The following is a 19,590-nucleotide window of genomic DNA, read 5'->3' on the forward strand; positions in this document are numbered from 1 at the left end:
CATGTCAACTGTAAATTATAGATATTATACCAAAAAAACACGGCTTACCACCGTGTTTCTATGTTTATTTCACCAACTTCTTCATCTCATCAATACGTGCTACGGTCGCGTCGTACTTAGCTTGGTAGTCGGCTTGTTTGTCGTGTTCTTTTTGGACGACTTCTGGTTTGGCATTGGCTACGAAGCGTTCGTTAGAGAGCTTCTTGCCGACCATGTCCAGTTCTTTTTGCCATTTAGCCAGTTCCTTGTCGAGACGAGCGAGTTCTTCTTCGACATTGAGGAGGTCTGCCAGTGGCAAGTAGATTTCTGCTCCTGTGATGACGCTTGACATAGCCAGTTCTGGTGCAGGGATGGTTGATGCAATTTCCAAGTGTTCTGGATTTGTGAAGCGTTTGATGTAGTTGACATTACTGTTAAAGAAGGCTTCCAAGTCGCTATCGCTTGTCTTAACAAGGATTGTGATTGGCTTGCTTGGTGCTACGTTCACTTCCGCACGCGCATTACGAACGGCGCGGATCAAGTCTTTGAGGCTTTCCACACCAGTGTGAGCCGCAAGGTCTTCAAAGGCTGGATTAACAGTTGGGTATTCTGCTGTAACGATAGAGCCTTCTGAAATTTGTCCAAAGATTTCCTCTGTCACGAATGGCATGATTGGGTGAAGGAGACGAAGGATCTTGTCCAAAGTGTAAAGGAGAACAGAACGTGTAATAACTTTCTCTTCTTCGTTATCACTATAAAGGACTTCCTTGGTCAACTCAACGTACCAGTCCGCAAACTCATCCCAGATGAAGTTGTAGAGGATGTGTCCAGCGACACCAAATTCAAACTTGTCAAAGTTTTCAGTGACTTTTCCGATGGTTTCATTGAGGTTGTGGAGAATCCAGCGGTCAGTGACGTTACCAGCTTCCTTGTTAACAACTTTTTCCACATTGGCCGTTGCTTGCTCAAGGGTCAAGCCTTCATTGTTCATGAGGATGTAGCGAGAAATGTTCCAGATCTTGTTAATGAAGTTCCAAGAAGCATCCATTTTTTCGTAAGAGAAGCGGACATCTTGCCCTGGGGCAGAACCGTTTGAAAGGAACCAACGCAGGCTATCTGTTCCGTATTTATCAATAACATCCATTGGATCAATCCCGTTACCAAGAGACTTGGACATCTTGCGGCCTTGCTCGTCACGAATGAGACCGTGAATCAAGGCATTTTTGAATGGCGACTTGCCAGTAAATTCCAAACCTTGGAAAATCATCCGAGATACCCAGAATGGGATAATATCATAACCAGTCACCAAGGTTGATGTTGGATAATAACGCTTGAAGTCTGCTGAGTCTATATCCGGCCAACCCATGGTTGAGAATGGCCAAAGGGCAGAACTGAACCACGTATCAAGTACATCATCGTCTTGAGTCCATCCGTCACCTTCCGGTGCTTCTTCGCCCACATAGATTTCACCCTCAGCATTGTACCAAGCTGGGATTTGGTGACCCCACCAAAGCTGACGAGAGATCACCCAGTCGTGTACATTTTCCATCCATTGGAGGAAAGTATCGTTGAAACGAGGTGGGTAGAATTCAACCTTGTCCTCTGTGTCTTGGTTGGCAATAGCATTTTTCGCCAATTGGTCCATCTTGACGAACCACTGAGTAGACAAGCGTGGTTCAACCACTACACCAGTACGTTCTGAGTGACCAACGCTGTGGACACGTTTTTCGATTTTAACAAGGGCACCGATTTCTTCTAGCTTAGCAACGACTGCCTTACGAGCTTCAAAACGGTCCATGCCTGCAAACTCGAAGGCAAGCTCGTTCATGGTTCCGTCATCGTTCATGACGTTGACTTGCGGCAAGTTGTGGCGTTGTCCAACCAAGAAGTCGTTTGGATCGTGGGCAGGCGTGATTTTCACGACACCAGTTCCAAACTCGGGATCGGCATGTTCGTCTCCAACGATTGGAATCAATTTATTAGCGATTGGAAGGATGACATTTTTACCGATCAAGTCCTTGTAGCGTGGGTCTTCTGGATTGACCGCAACAGCAACGTCCCCAAACATAGTCTCAGGACGAGTTGTCGCAACTTCAAGGGCGCGTGAACCATCTTCCAGCATGTAGTTCATGTGGTAGAAGGCACCTTCGACATCCTTGTGGATCACCTCGATATCAGAAAGGGCTGTGCGAGCTGCTGGGTCCCAGTTGATGATAAACTCACCACGGTAGATCCAGCCTTTCTTGTAAAGTTCGACAAAAACCTTGCGGACGGCTTTTGACAAGCCTTCGTCAAGAGTGAACCGTTCGCGAGAGTAGTCTACAGAGAGTCCCATCTTGCTCCATTGTTCCTTGATAGTAGTGGCATATTCGTCTTTCCATTCCCAGACTTTCGTCAAGAAAGACTCACGACCGAGGTCATAACGGCTAATGCCCTCTCCACGCAAGCGCTCCTCAACCTTAGCTTGAGTTGCGATACCCGCGTGGTCCATTCCTGGTAGCCAAAGCGTGTCAAAGCCTTGCATCCGTTTTTGACGAATGATGATATCCTGCAAAGTTGTATCCCAAGCGTGACCAAGGTGGAGTTTCCCAGTTACGTTTGGTGGTGGAATCACGATTGAATAAGGCTTAGCCTTTTGATCGCCTGAAGGCTTGAAAACATCCGCATCAAGCCATTTTTGGTAACGACCAGCCTCAACCTCGGCTGGATTGTATTTAGGTGAAAGTTGTTTAGACATGTGTTTGTCCTTTCTCTATTGTATTCATTTTATTTTGAATCTGCTTGGCAACTTCTTCTGCAGACAGATTCGTATTATTTATTTTAAAGTAGTGGTGCAACTCATTCGGTTGATGTTGAGAATTTAATTGAAGTGTTTCAGCAGTCTCCAAAATTTCTCTTTCAGATACCTCAATATGTCGTTTTAAGGGTTTATGCTTTAATCGATTCTCCGTTCGATTTCGACATAAGCGCTCTTCAAGTGTCGTTTCCAACTCAACAAACAGAATCTCTTGATGATAATCATCCAACAAATCCTGAATTTGCTTCAAATACAGCAGCTGGTACTGATTTGAAAAATCAATTACGTCTGTTAAAATCACAGATCGCTGATTCCTAGCACTTGCTCCAAGAAAAGAAAAGGTAATTCCACGAACAAATTCCCACATTTCCTCTGTATAGTCCTGATAGATTTCTAGTGCAAAATCGATGGCTTGATGGTTATAAAAGAGGGTAGCATTTGTCTTTCGAGATAGTTCTTGCCCAATCGTCATTTTCCCAGAAGCTGGAGCCCCAATGATGAAAAGATGCATCAAATCACCTCCCACTCACTCCTTAGCAAGCCATATATCAGACTGTCACAGCGGTTGCCTTGGGCATCTTTGCGGTCTCTTATGCGAGCTTCGAGGGTGAAGCCAAGTTTCTCTGCGACTCGTTGACTTTTGATATTGTTGCCAAAACAAGTCAGTTCAATCTTATGCAGATTCAATTTTTTAAAAGCTAGGTCAATCAAGGCACGCGCTGCTTCTGGAACATAACCTAGACCCCAATGGTCTGGATGTAAGATATAGCCAATCTCCAAGACATCATCCTCGTGACGACGAGGGAAATCAACAGAGCCGATGACCTTATCGGTTCCTTTAGCGACAATTCCATAGCCCGCTGGGAGATTGTTCTTTTCATTACGCTCGGGCAGAATATGCTCCAGATAATAAATCTCATCTTCCAAGCTCTTGACGGGGTGAAAGCCTGCTGGATAGGAAACTTCTGGCCTACTGGCATAGTCAAAGATATCCACAACATCAGCCACGGTACGGACTCGCAAGACCAGACGCTCGGTCTCTATTCGTTCTGGTAACTCTGCTCTTGTCATCCTTCTACCTCGCTTTCTACAAAAAATCGCCCCTGCCATCTACATGACAGGGACGAATGTGTTTATCCGCGGTACCACCCAATTTCGGGCAAGGCCCGCAACTCTTGTCTTTGAAGGATATACAAAGACACTTTTATTTCATTTTCATCCATCAGCAACCAGTTTTGACACATTTGTGGACTTCTCAGCACCGCCACTTTCTGTAAAATGTGGGATCCAAAACACCTCTAATGGCTCTATTGTAGCAAGTTTTTCTCAGAAATGCAAGGCTCAAGAAAGATTACTTGAAGCTGATTCCGTGCTCTTTTAATTTCTTGATGGTAGCTGGACCAATTCCCTTCAAGGCAAGGAGTTCTTTTTCAGTCCAGTTTTTGAAGTCAGAAGCTGACTTGATTCCTTCATCGTAGAAAGTCTTAGCACGATCTACTGAAAGGCCACCCAAAGTCGCTGCGAAATCTTCTACTGAATTGGCTACTTTTTGAGCTTGTTCCTTGGTCGCTTCTACTGCTTGTTCCACTTTTTTAGAGACAACTTTTCCTGCTTCGCTAGCAGATTTTTCTGCGTGTTTCACAACTTTCTTGGTCTCTTCGACAACTTTGGTCACCGTACTTGAAAATGCACCTGAGCGACGAAGGCTATTTCGCAATTGTTTTTTCCGTTGGAGTTTCTTTGACATGATAAAATCCTTTCAATAAAAAATCCCTGCTCTGACAAGGATTTAATAAAGATATTCTATCAAGATTTTGGCAAAAAATCAAGAAAGTATCTGTATTTTAATAGTTTCGCTCACCAAACAAGCCTTCTGGCAAATCATGGAATCCCTTGCCTGCCTTGAAGTTTTCAAACTTACCCAGCAAGAACTGATAAGCATCCAAGCGGCTTTCGTAGCGAATCATGGCATCTTTGGCACGCTCGTCTTGGTCTTCTTCGTAGACTTTTTGACTTTCCTTGTGCGCCATGTCGTTGATCATGATCTGGGTATTAACCCAGGCCTCAAATTCCTTCATAAATTCCTGTTCGTAACTCATTGATTCTCCTTATTCTAATCCACGGAAGTAGTCCGTATCAATCTCTCGGTAGGGCTGGATATCCTGAACATACTCCAGCACTCCTTGGAATTCTCCGTTTTCATCGTGTACCGCAGCATAGGTGATGTGGACAAACTTGCCTCGCGACTCTGACTTGAACCACATCTCATACTTGTCCTTGACCCCTTCACGAAGACCTTTCATAACAGCCTTTACCTTGTCTAAGTACTTGGGCGGATGACAGAGTTCTACATTGCGCCCGACTTGGGACGGCGTCCGTTTGAAAATCATCTCATCAGCTGGCGCATTGTCATTGTAATACTGAAAAATATCGTCCTTATTAACAAAAGTGATCTCCATAGGGAGGTGATTGAGGATGAGGTTGGCCTGCTCGACGGAGAGATAGCCATTCCCAAAAGCCTGTTGACTATGACGGTCCAGCACCGCTTCCTTTTCCTTAGGGGTAAAGGTAATAGTAAACTGGCCTTCAGGCGTATTGATGACTTGCTGAACTTGACCTTCTGCCGTGTCTAGTTGTACTGGCTCCTCTGCACTCTTTTCTTCAACAAAGCTCTGTCTTTCTGGAACCCATTTCTCAGACGGACGGATGATAGCATAGCCATAGGAATCGCTCTCTTCCGCAATCTGAATCCAGTCATCCTGGGTGAAGGACTCAAGAAGAATCATGAGGAGGATGGACTCTTCCTTGAAAATCATACTTTCAAACTCTGTCGCAAAAGCTTCGAAAGTTTCCTTTACAGTGCTAATTGTAACTTCTGGTAGTGCCTTAGCCGTCGCTAGAGCTATCTGAAAGAGTTCTCTGATCTGATCATCCACTCCCCACATCACTTTTGGAGGTGAATCGTGACCATAGCGCTCCATGATGGGAAAGAAGAGCTCTTCCTTGCGCTGGTAGTGGATATCAAATTGCCCCAAAAGTCCCATTTGACGGACCAAACCCTTGCGCATCTCTGCCAGCATTTCCTCATCTTCCATAGTCTCATAGGTATCTAACAATCTCCGAATGCGAATCAAGGCTGCACGAAGGGCCAGATTTTCATCCTTGAAGACGCGAACTGGGTGGCCAGGGTGTTCGGTATCCTCCACTTCAACGCCCTTAACAGCATTTTTAAAAAGATTGGCATGGACATCACAGAGCTCCATGACATCTTCAAAGGTAACACCTGAGTCTGAGTTCATCAGCTCGTGCTCCATGAGGGAAATCTCAATAGCTGAGACACCTGTAAAGGTTGCATCAAAACGCTCCTGAACTGACTCGGGAGAGGCGCCATTGTGCAATTCTAGCAAAATATCCCGTAGGATATGAATCCGTTCATCTGCCATTAGTCTAATCCAATCACTTCGTAGCCATTCGCTTCCAGTGTGCGGACAATCTTGTCCATAGGAGTTCCTTCAAGTTTAGAACCCTGCTTAAGCGATACTTTGCGACCGACTGTGTTGCGCATCAAGGGATTAGCAAGTGGTTTAAAACCCAGTTCCACTAGGATTTCCAAGACTTCTGGATGCTTATCCACCACTTCTGCAACGGGAATTGACACATCGATGATATTGTCCATGACGACCTCCATGTATGTTCTAATACTCAATGAAAATCAAAGAGCAAACTAGGAAGCTAGCCGCAGGCTGCTCAAAGCACTGCTTTGAGGTTGTGGATAGAACTGACGAAGTCAGTAATCTATACCTACGGCAAGGTGAAGCTGACGTGGTTTGAAGAGATTTTCGAAGAGTATAAAATGATTTTACTGCTTATATTATACCATATGGGAAGAGATTAAAAAACTAGCAGCGGAGTTCCTGCTAGTTTCTTTCATTTCAAGTTATTCCTTATCGTCTGGTTTTGCGAGCCACTGGGCTACATCCATCAACTTGTCAGCAAGCAGTACTTTCCCGAAACCTACTAGAGCATTGTCATCTTTTTTCATGTTCTTCAGGACTTTGAGGCTTTGCATCACAAAAAAGTAATTCCCGTAAGTCTTGGCTAGAATTTTAATGAATCCCATATTACTCTCCTTCGATGATTTCGACCTCTTTTCGAATAGTATCAACGTCTCTTTGATATTGCACTTCATTGTAGTTGACTAGCTTGGACAATTCCTGTTGCAATCTTTCTCCCATTGGCTTCATGGTCGCAAAGGTTAGGCCACCAGAAATGACTCCACCTAAGATAGGAATCACTTTCCCCATCCCTTTAACTAAGCCTCCTTTTGTCAGATTAACACCAAAAATTTTCAAAACTTTTTCTAAAATAGGATACCAGAGCGTCTTTGTCAAAGCTTTCTTGTTCACTACTTTTATGACTTGTTTGGCTACTGTCACACCGCCTGATCGAAGTAGGGCACCTGCACCATTTACTCCCAGCATCACACCGAGATACAGTAAAAGCGTGTTTTTAGCATCTTCACTCAACTCATTGCGCGATGCCCAAAGATCATCAAATCCGTAAATATACCCTAGTTCTTGAGCTAATTTCAATGAAAAAGCATAAAACTGGGCTACGTCTGTCGGGATAGTGATCGCCATAGCAAGACCTCCAGGTAGACCTGCTAACACCGATGTTCCACTGGCTAACAGGACATTGTCCTTAATACAGGCCTTGGCCACGCGATCCAAGCTTTCTTGAGGCAACAAAGAAGTCGGTCCTTGTTCAATCAAAGTTGGAATATCCTTACGATCTAATTCCTTTGAAAACTTTTCTACTAAAAATTTCTCCCGATCAACTTTGACCACGGGTAATTTTACTACTTGTTGCAGCACTTGCATAGCTATATCTTGTTTAGCCATATGTCTCTCCGTTTTTCATTCATATCAGACTTTATCATATCATACTATTTGAAATTTACAAATTTTTTAAACCGATTTTTAGCAGATGAATACATCGTCAAATAGTAATAATCATGCTCTGGAAACAAAAAAGAGGGGTGACCCTCTTTCTTATACTCAATGAAAATCAAAGAGCAAACTAGGAAGCTAGCCGCAGGCTGTACTTGAGTACGGCAAGGCGACGCTGACATGGTTTGAATTTGATTTTCGAAGAGTATTAGTTCTTATCCAGATTGCGTAGCATTGCGTCAATCTTGTTTCCATATTCTATGGACTCGTCTTTGACGAAGGTTAAATCTGGGATTTTGTACAATTTCAAATTGCGACCAAGTTCACGTTTGATCGTACCAGTTGCTTTCTCAAGCCCGATTTGAGCTTTTTGGTTATCCGAAGCAAGGTTACTCAAAATGGTGTAGTAAACCTTGGCAACAGACAAATCCCCCAGCATCTGAACATCTGTAATGGTCACACCTTGGACACGCGGATCACGGACCTTCTTTTGCAAAATCTCATTGACTTCACGCTTGATTTCCATGCCCACACGATCCGTACGGAAATGATTTGCCATGATATTCCTTTCTCTACTTTGAACCAAAAGCTAGGCCAGCAGACCTAGCTATTTTTAAATTTATTGATTTTCAGCTCAAATTGAAACGAAGTTCAATTTGAACTCATCCGCTTCTTTCGCTGTGGTGAAAGTGATGGGACTAATTTATCAGTCCCATCACAGGGGATTTTTGAGACTCTAGGCTCAAAAATAAGCAATGAAACCATCGGTTTGCTTGCGTCCCTCACCACCTAAGAAAGGAGCAAAAATCTTAACGTTTGATTTCTTCCATGACATACGCCTCAATCACATCATCAGTCTTGATATCATTGTAGCCATCAATCATCAATCCACCTTCACGACCGTTTGTAACTTCCTTAACGTCATCTTTGTAGTGTTTCAAGCTTGCGAGTTCGCCGTCATAGATAACGACACCGTCACGGATAACACGGACTTTAGAGTCACGGGTAACCTTACCGTTGATAACCATGAATCCACCGATGGTTCCCACTTTAGATACCTTGAAGGTTTCACGGATAATTGCTTCACCGATGACTTTTTCTTCAAATTCTGGGTCAAGCATCCCTTTCATAGCTTCTTCCATCTCTTCGATAACCTTGTAGATAATGCTGTGGAGACGGATTTCAACATCGTCGGCTTCTGCTTGTTGACGCGCTTGTGGTGTAGGGCGTACATTGAAACCAACGATAAAGGCATTTGAAGCTTCGGCAAGGGTCACGTCAGATTCGTTGATGGCACCAACTGCTGAGTGGACGATGGTCACTTTGACACCTTCCACATCAATTTTTTGAAGTGAGGCAGAAAGGGCTTCAACAGAACCTTGTACGTCGGCCTTGATGATCACGTTAACTGATTTAAGTTCACCAGCTTTAAGCGTATCAAAGAGGTTTTCAAGGCTGACACGTTGAGTAGCTTGACGTTGTTTCATAAGGGCACGTTTCGCACGCTCTTCACCTGCTGCACGCGCAGATTTTTCATCTTCGTAAACAACAAAATGGTCACCCGCCATTGGCGCTTCGTTCAAACCTGTGATAGAAACTGGTGTTGACGGACCTGCAACCTTGACACGACGTCCAAGGTCATTGGTCATGGCACGGACACGACCGAAGGTATTTCCGACAACGATTGGGTCTTGGACATTCAAGGTACCTTGTTGAACAAGAAGGGTTGCGACCGCACCTTTTCCTTTATCCAAGCGAGCCTCGATAACGGTACCGATCGCACGAACTGTTGGGTCTGCCTTGAGTTCTTGGATTTCAGCTACAAGAAGGACTGTTTCCAAGAGTTCATCGATATTTTGGTTGAATTTTGCTGAGATTTCAACAAATTCAGAATCTCCACCCCAAGCTGTTGACATAACACCATGCTCTGCCAATTCACCGATAACGCGTTCCGGGTTGGCACCTGGTTTATCAATCTTGTTGATAGCTACGATGATTGGAACGTTGGCCGCTTTTGAGTGGTTGATGGCTTCGATAGTCTGAGGCATAACCCCGTCGTCGGCCGCTACGACCAAGATGGTAATATCGGTAACAGATGCACCGCGCGCACGCATCGATGTAAAGGCCGCGTGTCCTGGTGTATCAAGGAAGGTAATCTTCTTGCCATTTTCCACGATTTGGTAGGCACCGATATGCTGAGTGATACCACCTGCTTCACCTGTCGCAACACGAGAGTTACGAAGGGTATCCAAGAGGGTTGTTTTACCATGGTCAACGTGTCCCATGATGGTTACAACTGGTGGACGCTCAACCAATTCATCTTCATTGAGGTAACCATCTTCGACGAAGAAACGTTCGATGTCGGCATTATCCACTTCAACCTTTTGTTTGGCTTCGATACCGTAATCCACCATGAGGAGTTCGATGGTTTCTCCATCCAAGGATTGGTTTTGTGTGGCCATCACACCCATCATAAAGAGTTTCTTTACGATTTCAGCTGGTTCACGTTTGATACGTTTTGCGATTTCCGCAACAGTCATACCATCTGTATACTCAAATTCTGTTGGCAATTCGTGGAACTTACGCTCTGTAACAGGTTTTGGAGTCTGGTTACGGTTGTTTTGCTTGTTCCCTTTTTTATTTTTCTTGTTGTTATTCCAGTTACTATTTCTTTGATTTCTCACTTGATTCTGACTGCTTCGATTCTTTTGTTGTTTTCTAGGACCATCTTCTTCGTGATCATAATCATCACGTTCTTTGTCTGGTCGAGCTTGTTTTTTACGACGTGTATCCACTGGCGCTTCTTTCGCTACAGGAGCTACTGTTACTGCTGGCTGCGTTTGTTCAGCTAGCTTAGCAGCTTCTTCAAAGATTTCCTCTGGTTCCTTGCGTTTATTAGCTTGAGCCAAGGCTTCTTTGGCTGCTTGCGATTGTTTGAAGCGCTCCTCGCTTGAGCGTGCGTACTCTGCATTTTGCTCTGCTTTTAGGGCTGCTGCACGGGCTTTAAAGTCAACACGTGGACCAGCTTGTTTTGGCTGGAAGTCTTGTTGCTGACGGCGATCATTGCCACGATTCCCTTGACCTTGTGGTTTTTTCCCTTGGTCGTTAAATCGGCGATTGTCGCGGTTCCCTTGAGCAGGTTTACCACCATTACGGCCGTCATTTTTCTGACGGTTGCCGTTTTGTTGTTGGTCACGGTTGTTGCCCTTGTTTTGTTTGCGTCGCTCTGCCTGCTCTTTGGCACGCGCCTCACGCTCCGCCTTGAAGTTTCGACTCTGTGGTCTTGCGGCCACTACTTTTTCTTCCTTAGGAGCTGCAGGTGTAGCTGATTTGCTTTCTTCCTTTGCGGCAGCTGGTTTAGATGATGCAGGTTTTTCAGCTTTCTTTTCTACACTTGCTTTTGGTGCTACAGGTTTTGCTTCTGCCTTAGGAGCAGGTGCAGGTTTAAAGCTAGCTGCGATTTGCTCAGCAGCAGCAGCTTCCACGCTCGATGAGTGGCTTTTCACATCCAAGCCCAACTCTTTTGCACGCGCTACAACTTCTTTACTTTCTTTTCCAAGTTCTTTTGCGATTTCGTACAATCTTTTCTTAGACAAATCATGTCCTCCTCTTCTATTCCATAAGAGACCTCATTTTCTTTGTAAATCCAGCATCTGTCACAGCCAAAACCTTTCGCGATTTTCCGACTGCTATGCTTAATTCCAGTGTTGAAAACACGGTTATAACTTCTACTTGATAATAGTCACTTTTATCTTGAATCTTCTTGGTCAGATTGGGACCAGCATCCTGTGCTAGAAAGACTAGCTTGGCTTTCTGGTCTTGGATGGCCTTGACCACCAATTCCTCACCTGATATGATCCGGCCTGCTCGTTGAGCAAGTCCCAAGAGATTACTTATCTTTTGCTTATTCAAGTCCTAACTCTCTTCTTTTCACTTTGTGATCCACATAGGCGATCAACTCGTCATAAAAGCTTTCTTCCACTTCCATGTTAAAGCTACGGTTAAAGACTTTCTTCTTTTTGGCCTCTAGGGCTTCTGCATTGTCTAGCTTGATATAAGCGCCACGACCATTGGCCTTGCCTGTCGGATCGATAAAGACCTGTCCTTCTTTGTTCTTGACAATGCGGAGCAAATCACGCTTGTCAATCACTTCATTGGATACAACAGACTTGCGCAAAGGGATTTTTCTTGTTTTCATCTTTCCCTCCTCTAGCAGCTTTTATTCTTCGATCAATTCATCCGCAGCTGCGTAATCCACTTGACCTGCTTCTTCCATAGCTTCAAACTCGCTTGCAGACTTGATATCGATACGGTAACCCGTCAAATGAGCTGCTAAACGAACGTTTTGTCCACGACGACCGATTGCAAGAGAAAGCTTGTTATCAGGAACTACAACCAAGGCACGTTTGCTATCATTTTCATCAAAGATAACTTGGTCAACCTCTGCAGGAGCAATGGCATTGTAAATAAATTCAGCTGGATCTGCTACCCACTCGATAACGTCGATATTTTCTTCGACAGGAATCATGCGATCGCTCTTAGCATCGTAACGAGCAGGGTGGAATTTGCTGGTGATTTTCTTGATATTAGCACCACCACGTCCAACGATTGTCCCGATAGCGTCCACGTTTGGATTGTGGCTACGAACGGCAACTTTCGTACGGTCACCAGCTTCGCGGGCTACGCTCATGATTTCAACAGTTCCATCGTAGACTTCTGGAATTTCTTGCTCCATCAAGCGTTTGATCATTTCTGGATGGCTACGGCTAACAAAGACATTGACACCACGAGGGTTGTCTTCAACCTTGTAAACGTAGACTTCGATACGGTCATGGGAAGCAAACACCTCTCCAGGGATTTGGTCTTGTTTGGACAATTGGGCTTCGATGCTGCCAAGGTTAACATAAATGAAACGGTTGTCAAAGCGTTCTACCGTACCAGACATGATTTCTTGTTCATGTTCTTTATAAGTATTGTAAGTGATGGCACGTGTTTGCTTGCGCATTTTTTCCATGATGGTTTGTTTGGCAGATTGGGCTGCTACACGACCAAACTCAGCAGGTGCTTCTTCAAACTTGATTTTGTCACCAAGCTCATAGGCTGAATTAATGGCAAGAGCATCTTTCAAGCTGATTTCCAAACGGCTATCAAATACTTCATCAACAACTTCACGGACAGTATAAACTGTAAAGTCACCTGTCTTTTCATTGAAGTCAATAGCTACGCTGTCAGATTGACCATAGCGTCTGCGATAAGCGGAACGAAGCGACTCTACTACTGCGTCGATGATGTCTTCTTTTTTGATTCCCTTGTCTTCTTCCAAAATGCGGAAGGCCTCTAGCATTTCTTTACTCATGTTCTTTTTACTTTTGAATCCTCAAAAGCTATCCTTTCTTTTCTATAGTTTTACTGCTAAACGTGCTTTTGATACTAAACTGTATGGAATTTGGACGGTTTTCTTACGTGTCTTGTCCATATACTCCATAGTCAACTCATCCCCTTCAAAGGATACCAAGGTTCCTTCAAAGACTTTTTGCTTATCAATGGCTTGGTAGAGCCCGACATGAATGTATTTCCCAACCGCTCCAGCGACAGCATCCTTGGTTTTCAAAGGACGTTCCAAGCCTGGACTGGTAATTTCTAGGAAATATTGTTCTGGGAAGGGATCAGGCTTGATAGTGTCTAGGACAGGACTGATGATTTCTGTCAAGTCTGACGTGTCGTTCAAGGTAATTCCTTCAGGTTTATCTACAAAAATACTGAGAATCATGTCACTGCCAATCTTTCCATACTCGATATCCACGAGCTCGAAAGGCGCTTGGATGACAGGTTCCACAACTTCTCTGACTAATTCTACGATTGTTGCGATTGCGTCCACCTCCTCATAAGCAAGAGGCGAAGATATTTCCCCGCCTCTCTTTCTCATATTCTTACTATCAGTATAGCACGTTTATCAATTTATGTAAAGCATAAGCACTCAAACGGCTGGTTTTCAAGCTATTTCTTAAAATTCTGCTTCAACTCGGTAGATCACTTGACCTTTGCTGGAGAATTTTTGCTCATACTCTGTCATGACATTGCCTTCAAAATCACTAGCATGCAAGTCCAGCCAAACACCGTTGAGTTTCATACCATACTGAGAAAAGCTCACTAGACTGTACTCAAACAAGCCACGGTTATCTGTCTTGAAATGGATTTCCCCATTCTCAGGTAAGATGCGCTTGAAGGTATCCAAGAAACTCTTGTAAGTCAAACGACGCTTTTCATGGCGTTTTTTAGGCCAGGGATCTGAAAAGTTTAGGTAGAGACGATCAATCTCACCGTCTTCAAAGTAGTCTGTCAAATCTGAACCATCTACCCACAGCAATTTGATATTGGGCACTCCAACTTCAAGCACCTTGTCCAAGGCATAACTCAAGACCGACTTTTGAATGTCAATCCCAATGTAGTTGATGTCAGGATTTTGCTTGGCCATTCCAGATACGAAGGCCCCTTTCCCACTTCCAACTTCAACATGAATAGGATGATCATTTCCAAACAAGTCTCGCCATTTCCCTTTAGCTTCTAAGGGATTGAGGACCACATACTGAGGATTGGCCTCTAGTAATTCTGTCGCCCCTTTACGATTTCTAACTCTCATCTCTTCTTTCCATACTTGTCACGGAAGACGCGCAAGGCGTAAATCTCCCGGTTTACATTGTCTAAATCTTGATTTTCACAGTATTTGGCAATCTGGTTCAAGTAAGAATACTGACCATACCAATACAATTTATCTAACACTGTCTGATTGTACTTATAGCCGTAGTCTCTCAACCATTGGCGCCACTGATGATCCGGAATGTAATGACATAGCAAATGCGCCACATCAAACATACGATCCGTCAGACGAACCGAATCCCAATCTACTAGATAAACGAGTCCACTCTCTGTTTCAATCCAATTACTATGACGAAGATCCCCATGCACAATCGTTGCATGGTCTTCCCTAAAACCTGGAACCGTCTTACCTAGCTCAGCAATCACACTGTTCAAATAGTGATTCTGCTTCAAGATTTCTGGAACTCCTTGCTGCCAAGAACGTAGCAAATCAACTGGTGTTTCCATGGTGTATCCCAAACGGCTCAACTGCTTCATCAAAGGACGCGAGCGGTGAAGGCGGTTCAAGATATTGATAATCTGCTTGCGATTCATATCGTAAGGGGTCAAGATTTTACCCGTCAGCCATTCCTGAGCACACATATCACGGCCATCTGGCAAACGACGAGTCCATAGTAATTGAGGAGCGATTTGTTCTCTGGCTAGGCCAGGTAGGATTGGAGAGGTGTTCATTTTTACAAAGACGCGCTTCCCATCAGGGTAGCTTCCCATATAAGCTTTGCCACTCTTCCCAGGGATAGGGGTCAGCGTTAGCTCATTATCACCCAAGTCCATTTATTTCCTCCGTATAAAGTTTCCTTACTATTCTACTAGTTTTTGGTCTATTCGTCAACCAGTCCACACCCAATTCTCAAAGAAAAGCCTCTAGATTGGCTTTAGCCATTATTATGAAAAGAAAAAGGCAAGCATCATCGTCTGCTTACCTTTTCATGATTTTTAGAAATAAGTTAAAAGTGGCAAACTGTTGTAAGACATGTGGACTAGAGTAGAAACCCACAAATTTTGGCTCTTTTTATAAGCAACCCCCAGCAACAAGCCCCCAAGTAGATAATAGAAAAACGAAGGCACATCGTAAGGTTCATGCATGAAAGAAAAGAGAGAGGAAGTCAGTACAAGCCCTAACCAAGAATTTTCAAATATAGCCCCCTGAAAAAGTCCTCTGAACATGAGTTCCTCCTGGATTGGTGCCAAAACTGTAGCACTAACAATAAAGGAAAGCGACAGTCCTTTACTCGTTTCCTCAAGGTGTTGAGCCGAAGCACCAGAAACAACTGAGAAAAAAGCATGATAGCCTATATTTACCAGCACCGTAAGAAGAAAGATTCCAATGAACAGCAAGAGTTGTTTCTTGCTTAACATACCAAAAGAAATCATGTCAAACCATTTCGCATAGCCAAAACTAAGGAAAAGCAAGAGACTCTTTACAACAATGAATGTATACTGGTGTTGAAAATAATCCCCTTGATTGACGGAATATCCCGCTGCACCAACGATTGCAAAGACTAAAAATCCCAAAAACAAGGCATGACATTTATTAAAAATTCTCATAAAACTATCCTCCCCACCAAACAGACTTCCCTACACGTCATCTTTTAGCTCTAGCCTTTCCAAAACAAACCATTTGAGTAACCAAAATCCGACCACATAACCAGCCCCTAAGAATATAGCCATTAAAGCTAACATGGGATTTAGGAAATAAAAGATCACAACAGATATAAAGGTTAGCACAAAAACATTAAAGGCAATGGTGTCAGAAGCCAAGACTAGAATATAGGGCGTCAACCAGTCTAAGGTTTTTGAATCTAGGAAAAATAAGTGTTTATACATGATGTATTCCTATACAGCATAGAGAGTATAAACTCAAAGAAATACCTGGATTAATAACTCTATATACCAATCAAATCCTCTAATGTGGCCATAAAACCGAAACTGCCGCCCCCACCAGCTGCACAAATTAAATAGATCTGAATAGTCACCATTTATATTTTCATACTACCATCCTATCAAACAAATAATCAAAACAGACAATTCTACTTTCAATTGTTCACCTTTCGCTCCACTTCCAATATAGAATTTTCCTGACTACTATAGGATTGACTAACTTCTCATGATTCGTTGTTACCATGCTTTCAGCTCTCATCAGAACCTCACATCAATAGATAAGTCGTACATCTTTTCTCGTACACTCTCGTGATTTAAATATATGGATTAGGTATACCTATTTGTGCTTTAGAGTGTGAAGCCACTTTATCCTCTAAACGTGTCTTACTACTGTTCTTTAAGCCATGATTTCGCTATGCCTTCTTCTCCCCGCTACCTCACGATAGTCGGGCTTGAGAATCGCTATTGAATTCACCGGTAGCGGGTGCACACGGAGGACTTACACATCAAATAAACGTCATGCCCGTCGTACTCAAAAAAGAAAGGACGAAATTAGTCCTTTCTCGATCTTAGCTTTTCTTCAACTCACTACAGTTGACAATGAGCCAAAGGATAGTTAATAACCTATTGAAGTGTCAAATGTTGCTAACTCCATTTATCTTCAAATTTAAATAGACACATTATCGGAGTTATCAGTAAGAAAAAATCTAACCAATTCAGATAATTCATAATATAGGATATAATACCAGCCATAACGAAAAGGTACAAAGCTGTACGATATCCTCTCTTTGGGTTTTTATCAGCCTTGGTGTTAAAAATAATGTACACACAACAAATTGCAATGAGTATAAGCTGAATCATAGTTCCATTTAACATATTAATACCCATTCCTTTTTTAAACTATTTTGGGGGTCTCAATCCAAAAGCTATAATGCCACCTACTATAGCGCCCCCTGTTGCGCAAATCAAATAAGCTTGAGGGCCTCCAGCAATACAAGATTGTCCTGCCTGAAATGCACCCGACAAGGCTCCTACAACTACATCTCCTCCCAATCCACCTCCAGAAATATTACTTAATTCTTGATTGTCTACTATTTTGTAATCAAACATAATTTCTACTCCCTTCTATGGCCAAATATTATCAGCAATTGCAGTAAAAGCACCACCAAGTTTAGCTCCAGCCCAAGCACAGCCAGCAGTCATAGCCCATGCGGAACCACCAGTAAGGAGTCCTCCTACCGTACACATAGCAACTCCGATACCTGCTCCATAGACAGCTCCTTTTCCTACTGTTCCCCAATCAGTTCCTCCCTCAATGCTAGCCAGCATTTCAGTATCCATAACCTCTAACTGTGACAACATTTTTGTATCCATGACAAATACTCCTTTTTTATTTTTAATTTTTAATTTTTGTCTTGTTGCAACTTTGACAAGTTTAGTATATCATCGTTTATTAATTTTTTTCATCCAAATCTTGAATTGTCATCGAAACGTCTTGAATTGTTAAAAAATTTAAAAAGCAAGCATTAAAAACATACTTGCCCTTTCACTCTTGTCTATAGGAAAATTCTAGCCATATGTTATTACAAACAAATAATATCATTGCACCTGTTTACCATCTATTTTTATTTATGAATTTTTTGTTTCACTTTAATCATTATAGAAGCCATAAAAAACGCGACAGCTAGCCGAATCAGTTGGTAACTTTCTTCCTCTCCTGTTTTCGGTAATAATTTTTCATTAGAAGTAATAGATTGGCTTACATAATCAAGCCCCTTAACATCGGTTAAAGGAGTTTTATTTTCTTGAGCAGCATCAAAAATAGGTTTGAGAGTTTCCAATTGATTCTTATTGTCTAACATTGCTAAATCGCCAGATTGAGTAGTTTTAGCTTTGGAAGTTGAGTTTATACTCTCCACTTTCCCACTATTTTCACTATTAGAATTGGGATTATCATTGGATATTTTCATTTCGGTTCTTTTTTCATCACTCATACCTTTACTTTCACTTACAACTTTATCACTAGTACTCATGCTGTCATTTCTAGTTTTCTCATCATGCACACTTTCTGTTACTGTATCCTCAGAAGATGCTATTGTTTCCGTTTGCTTAGGTGAGTTTCTAGAGTACATATAATCATACACCTGTTGTGCAGTCGCTCCCCCACCAACCCATCCAGATATCGGATGTCCATTTTTTAAATACAAAATTGTTGGTGTTCCTGGAATACCGACTTTTTTAAATAGAAACTCTCTCGCTTCCCCGTCAAAATCTTTACCATCCAAATCATAATATTCTAACTTCTTTTCAATCAAGTTATTAAATTCTTTCAATTCAGGAGAAAATTGACGACAATGAGAACAAGTTTTTCTACCAAAATATATAGTATGTTCCAATTGATCCTCTGTAAAAGATTGACGAACGGCTTCAATATCTATCTTTTTAAATTCCGCAACATTCTGCTCATACTCCTCGGGAGTTACAACGGAAGGTTTATGCTCCACATTTTCCTTAGCCGATGGCAAATCTGGTGCCACAACAGAACTATCATTAGCCTGAATAGAGGAAGAAGTAGTCTGTTCTTCTGCATATACAACACCCGTAGTAATAGATGCAAATACAAGTGGTACAAGTAATAGCGATTTTATCTTTTGTTTCCTCATATAGGAATACTCCTTTACATTTGTTATCTCTATCTTACCTTATTTAAGATTACAAATTCATCTAAATCTTAAATGGTCATCGAAACGTCTTGAATTGTAAAAAAATTAAAAAAGCAAGTATGAAAAACATACTTTCCTCTTTATATTGTATTGATACCAACTTGTTTGTAGACTTTTCATCCTGCTATCACATATCATTTTGACAGGCTAAACAAAATTAAAGAAACTCCCCTGTAAATTAAGCTAGCAAATACAGGGGAGAAATTTATTTTTTACGGGGTACTATCCGTATCCTTTTTGGGAGATTTTGAAAATATTTTTCTAATTAAATCATCCATATAAGGACCAAATATACCAACTACTAAACCAATTATAAAACTTTTAAAATCCATAATTACCACCAACATGTTGCTGCATAGGCTACACCTCCAAGTATAGCTCCACCCACAGCACCAGTTGCAGCACCTTGCCATGTTCCTGTTTTAATGCCTAGTTGAAGACCTCTTGCTACTCCTCCTCCAACACCTGCTTTGGCAAAATCTCCCCAATTGCAACCACCACCTTCAACGCAAGCGAGCATATCAGTATCCATAATCTTAAATTGTGACATCATTTTTGTATTCATGACAAATACTCCTTTTTTATTTTTAATTTTTATCCTGTT

General features: G+C 42.4%; 24 protein-coding genes. All 24 read right to left on the reverse strand.

What is annotated here, in order from left to right:
- Positions 1-64: 64 nt before the first annotated feature.
- Positions 65-2,716 carry a valine--tRNA ligase gene (locus tag NML69_RS09625; RefSeq protein ID WP_254726616.1) on the reverse strand — a complete coding sequence of 884 codons (2,652 nt, stop codon included), beginning with the start codon at positions 2,714-2,716 and terminating at the stop codon, positions 65-67.
- A complete protein-coding gene (locus NML69_RS09630) occupies positions 2,709-3,287 on the reverse strand; it encodes an AAA family ATPase (protein WP_198459258.1) in 579 nt (192 codons plus the stop codon). Before NML69_RS09630 ends, NML69_RS09625 begins: the two co-directional genes overlap by 8 nt.
- Positions 3,287-3,847: a GNAT family N-acetyltransferase gene (locus NML69_RS09635; protein WP_198459257.1), complete on the reverse strand. Its 561-nt coding sequence runs from the start codon at positions 3,845-3,847 to the stop codon at positions 3,287-3,289. Before NML69_RS09635 ends, NML69_RS09630 begins: the two co-directional genes overlap by 1 nt.
- A gap of 280 nt (positions 3,848-4,127) precedes the next feature.
- Positions 4,128-4,523, reverse strand: a complete 396-nt coding sequence (locus NML69_RS09640) for a helix-hairpin-helix domain-containing protein (RefSeq protein ID WP_000038700.1) — start codon at positions 4,521-4,523, stop codon at positions 4,128-4,130.
- Between the two features lie 97 nt (positions 4,524-4,620).
- Positions 4,621-4,875 carry a DUF1912 family protein gene (locus tag NML69_RS09645; protein ID WP_000119707.1) on the reverse strand — a complete coding sequence of 85 codons (255 nt, stop codon included), beginning with the start codon at positions 4,873-4,875 and terminating at the stop codon, positions 4,621-4,623.
- Between the two features lie 9 nt (positions 4,876-4,884).
- Positions 4,885-6,219, reverse strand: a complete 1,335-nt coding sequence (locus NML69_RS09650) for a DUF438 domain-containing protein (RefSeq protein ID WP_198459256.1) — start codon at positions 6,217-6,219, stop codon at positions 4,885-4,887.
- Positions 6,219-6,452 (reverse strand): DUF1858 domain-containing protein, encoded by a 234-nt coding sequence (locus tag NML69_RS09655; RefSeq protein WP_000368739.1) that lies wholly within the window; start codon positions 6,450-6,452, stop codon positions 6,219-6,221. Before NML69_RS09655 ends, NML69_RS09650 begins: the two co-directional genes overlap by 1 nt.
- A gap of 261 nt (positions 6,453-6,713) precedes the next feature.
- A complete protein-coding gene (locus tag NML69_RS09660) occupies positions 6,714-6,896 on the reverse strand; it encodes a hypothetical protein (RefSeq protein WP_198459255.1) in 183 nt (60 codons plus the stop codon).
- Position 6,897: 1 nt separating this feature from the next.
- Positions 6,898-7,677: a hypothetical protein gene (locus NML69_RS09665; protein WP_198459254.1), complete on the reverse strand. Its 780-nt coding sequence runs from the start codon at positions 7,675-7,677 to the stop codon at positions 6,898-6,900.
- 256 nt (positions 7,678-7,933) lie between these two features.
- Complete coding sequence (gene rbfA / locus NML69_RS09670) at positions 7,934-8,284, reverse strand: 30S ribosome-binding factor RbfA (protein WP_001273599.1); 351 nt, start codon at positions 8,282-8,284, stop codon at positions 7,934-7,936.
- 250 nt (positions 8,285-8,534) lie between these two features.
- Positions 8,535-11,321 (reverse strand): translation initiation factor IF-2, encoded by a 2,787-nt coding sequence (gene infB / locus NML69_RS09675; protein ID WP_254726618.1) that lies wholly within the window; start codon positions 11,319-11,321, stop codon positions 8,535-8,537.
- Positions 11,322-11,337: 16 nt separating this feature from the next.
- Positions 11,338-11,637 carry a YlxQ-related RNA-binding protein gene (locus NML69_RS09680; RefSeq protein ID WP_001041399.1) on the reverse strand — a complete coding sequence of 100 codons (300 nt, stop codon included), beginning with the start codon at positions 11,635-11,637 and terminating at the stop codon, positions 11,338-11,340.
- Positions 11,630-11,923 carry an RNase P modulator RnpM gene (locus NML69_RS09685; protein WP_000857560.1) on the reverse strand — a complete coding sequence of 98 codons (294 nt, stop codon included), beginning with the start codon at positions 11,921-11,923 and terminating at the stop codon, positions 11,630-11,632. The genes NML69_RS09680 and NML69_RS09685 overlap by 8 nt, the downstream gene beginning before the upstream one ends.
- Positions 11,924-11,944: 21 nt before the next feature.
- Positions 11,945-13,081: a transcription termination factor NusA gene (gene nusA / locus NML69_RS09690; protein ID WP_000032277.1), complete on the reverse strand. Its 1,137-nt coding sequence runs from the start codon at positions 13,079-13,081 to the stop codon at positions 11,945-11,947.
- 42 nt (positions 13,082-13,123) lie between these two features.
- Positions 13,124-13,603, reverse strand: a complete 480-nt coding sequence (gene rimP, locus NML69_RS09695; RefSeq protein ID WP_254726628.1) for a ribosome maturation factor RimP — start codon at positions 13,601-13,603, stop codon at positions 13,124-13,126.
- A gap of 126 nt (positions 13,604-13,729) precedes the next feature.
- A complete protein-coding gene (gene trmB, locus NML69_RS09700; RefSeq protein ID WP_001266088.1) occupies positions 13,730-14,365 on the reverse strand; it encodes a tRNA (guanosine(46)-N7)-methyltransferase TrmB in 636 nt (211 codons plus the stop codon).
- Positions 14,362-15,156 (reverse strand): cell cycle regulator CcrZ, encoded by a 795-nt coding sequence (gene ccrZ / locus NML69_RS09705; RefSeq protein ID WP_000363019.1) that lies wholly within the window; start codon positions 15,154-15,156, stop codon positions 14,362-14,364. Before ccrZ ends, trmB begins: the two co-directional genes overlap by 4 nt.
- Before the next feature lie 162 nt (positions 15,157-15,318).
- Complete coding sequence (locus NML69_RS09710; protein ID WP_254726620.1) at positions 15,319-15,930, reverse strand: CPBP family intramembrane glutamic endopeptidase; 612 nt, start codon at positions 15,928-15,930, stop codon at positions 15,319-15,321.
- A 30-nt stretch (positions 15,931-15,960) separates the two neighbouring features.
- The gene (gene blpZ, locus NML69_RS09715; RefSeq protein ID WP_254726622.1) at positions 15,961-16,209 is read right to left on the reverse strand and encodes an immunity protein BlpZ; all 249 of its coding nucleotides are present in this window, start codon (positions 16,207-16,209) and stop codon (positions 15,961-15,963) included.
- 954 nt (positions 16,210-17,163) lie between these two features.
- Positions 17,164-17,373, reverse strand: coding sequence for a Blp family class II bacteriocin (locus NML69_RS09720; protein ID WP_049537864.1), 210 nt, complete (start codon positions 17,371-17,373; stop codon positions 17,164-17,166).
- Between the two features lie 15 nt (positions 17,374-17,388).
- Entirely contained in the window at positions 17,389-17,637 is a 249-nt protein-coding gene (locus NML69_RS09725) for a Blp family class II bacteriocin (protein ID WP_125840955.1), read from the reverse strand.
- Positions 17,638-17,888: 251 nt separating this feature from the next.
- Positions 17,889-18,926 carry a thioredoxin domain-containing protein gene (locus tag NML69_RS09730; RefSeq protein WP_213988870.1) on the reverse strand — a complete coding sequence of 346 codons (1,038 nt, stop codon included), beginning with the start codon at positions 18,924-18,926 and terminating at the stop codon, positions 17,889-17,891.
- A gap of 272 nt (positions 18,927-19,198) precedes the next feature.
- Complete coding sequence (locus NML69_RS09735; RefSeq protein ID WP_001829206.1) at positions 19,199-19,318, reverse strand: PncF family bacteriocin immunity protein; 120 nt, start codon at positions 19,316-19,318, stop codon at positions 19,199-19,201.
- Between the two features lie 2 nt (positions 19,319-19,320).
- The gene (gene blpU, locus NML69_RS09740) at positions 19,321-19,551 is read right to left on the reverse strand and encodes a bacteriocin-like peptide BlpU (RefSeq protein WP_254726624.1); all 231 of its coding nucleotides are present in this window, start codon (positions 19,549-19,551) and stop codon (positions 19,321-19,323) included.
- Between the last annotated feature and the right edge of the window lie 39 nt (positions 19,552-19,590).

The sequence above is a fragment of the Streptococcus sp. CF8-6 genome (assembly GCF_024295845.1).
GTDB classification, from domain to species: Bacteria; Bacillota; Bacilli; order Lactobacillales; family Streptococcaceae; genus Streptococcus; species Streptococcus oralis_BO.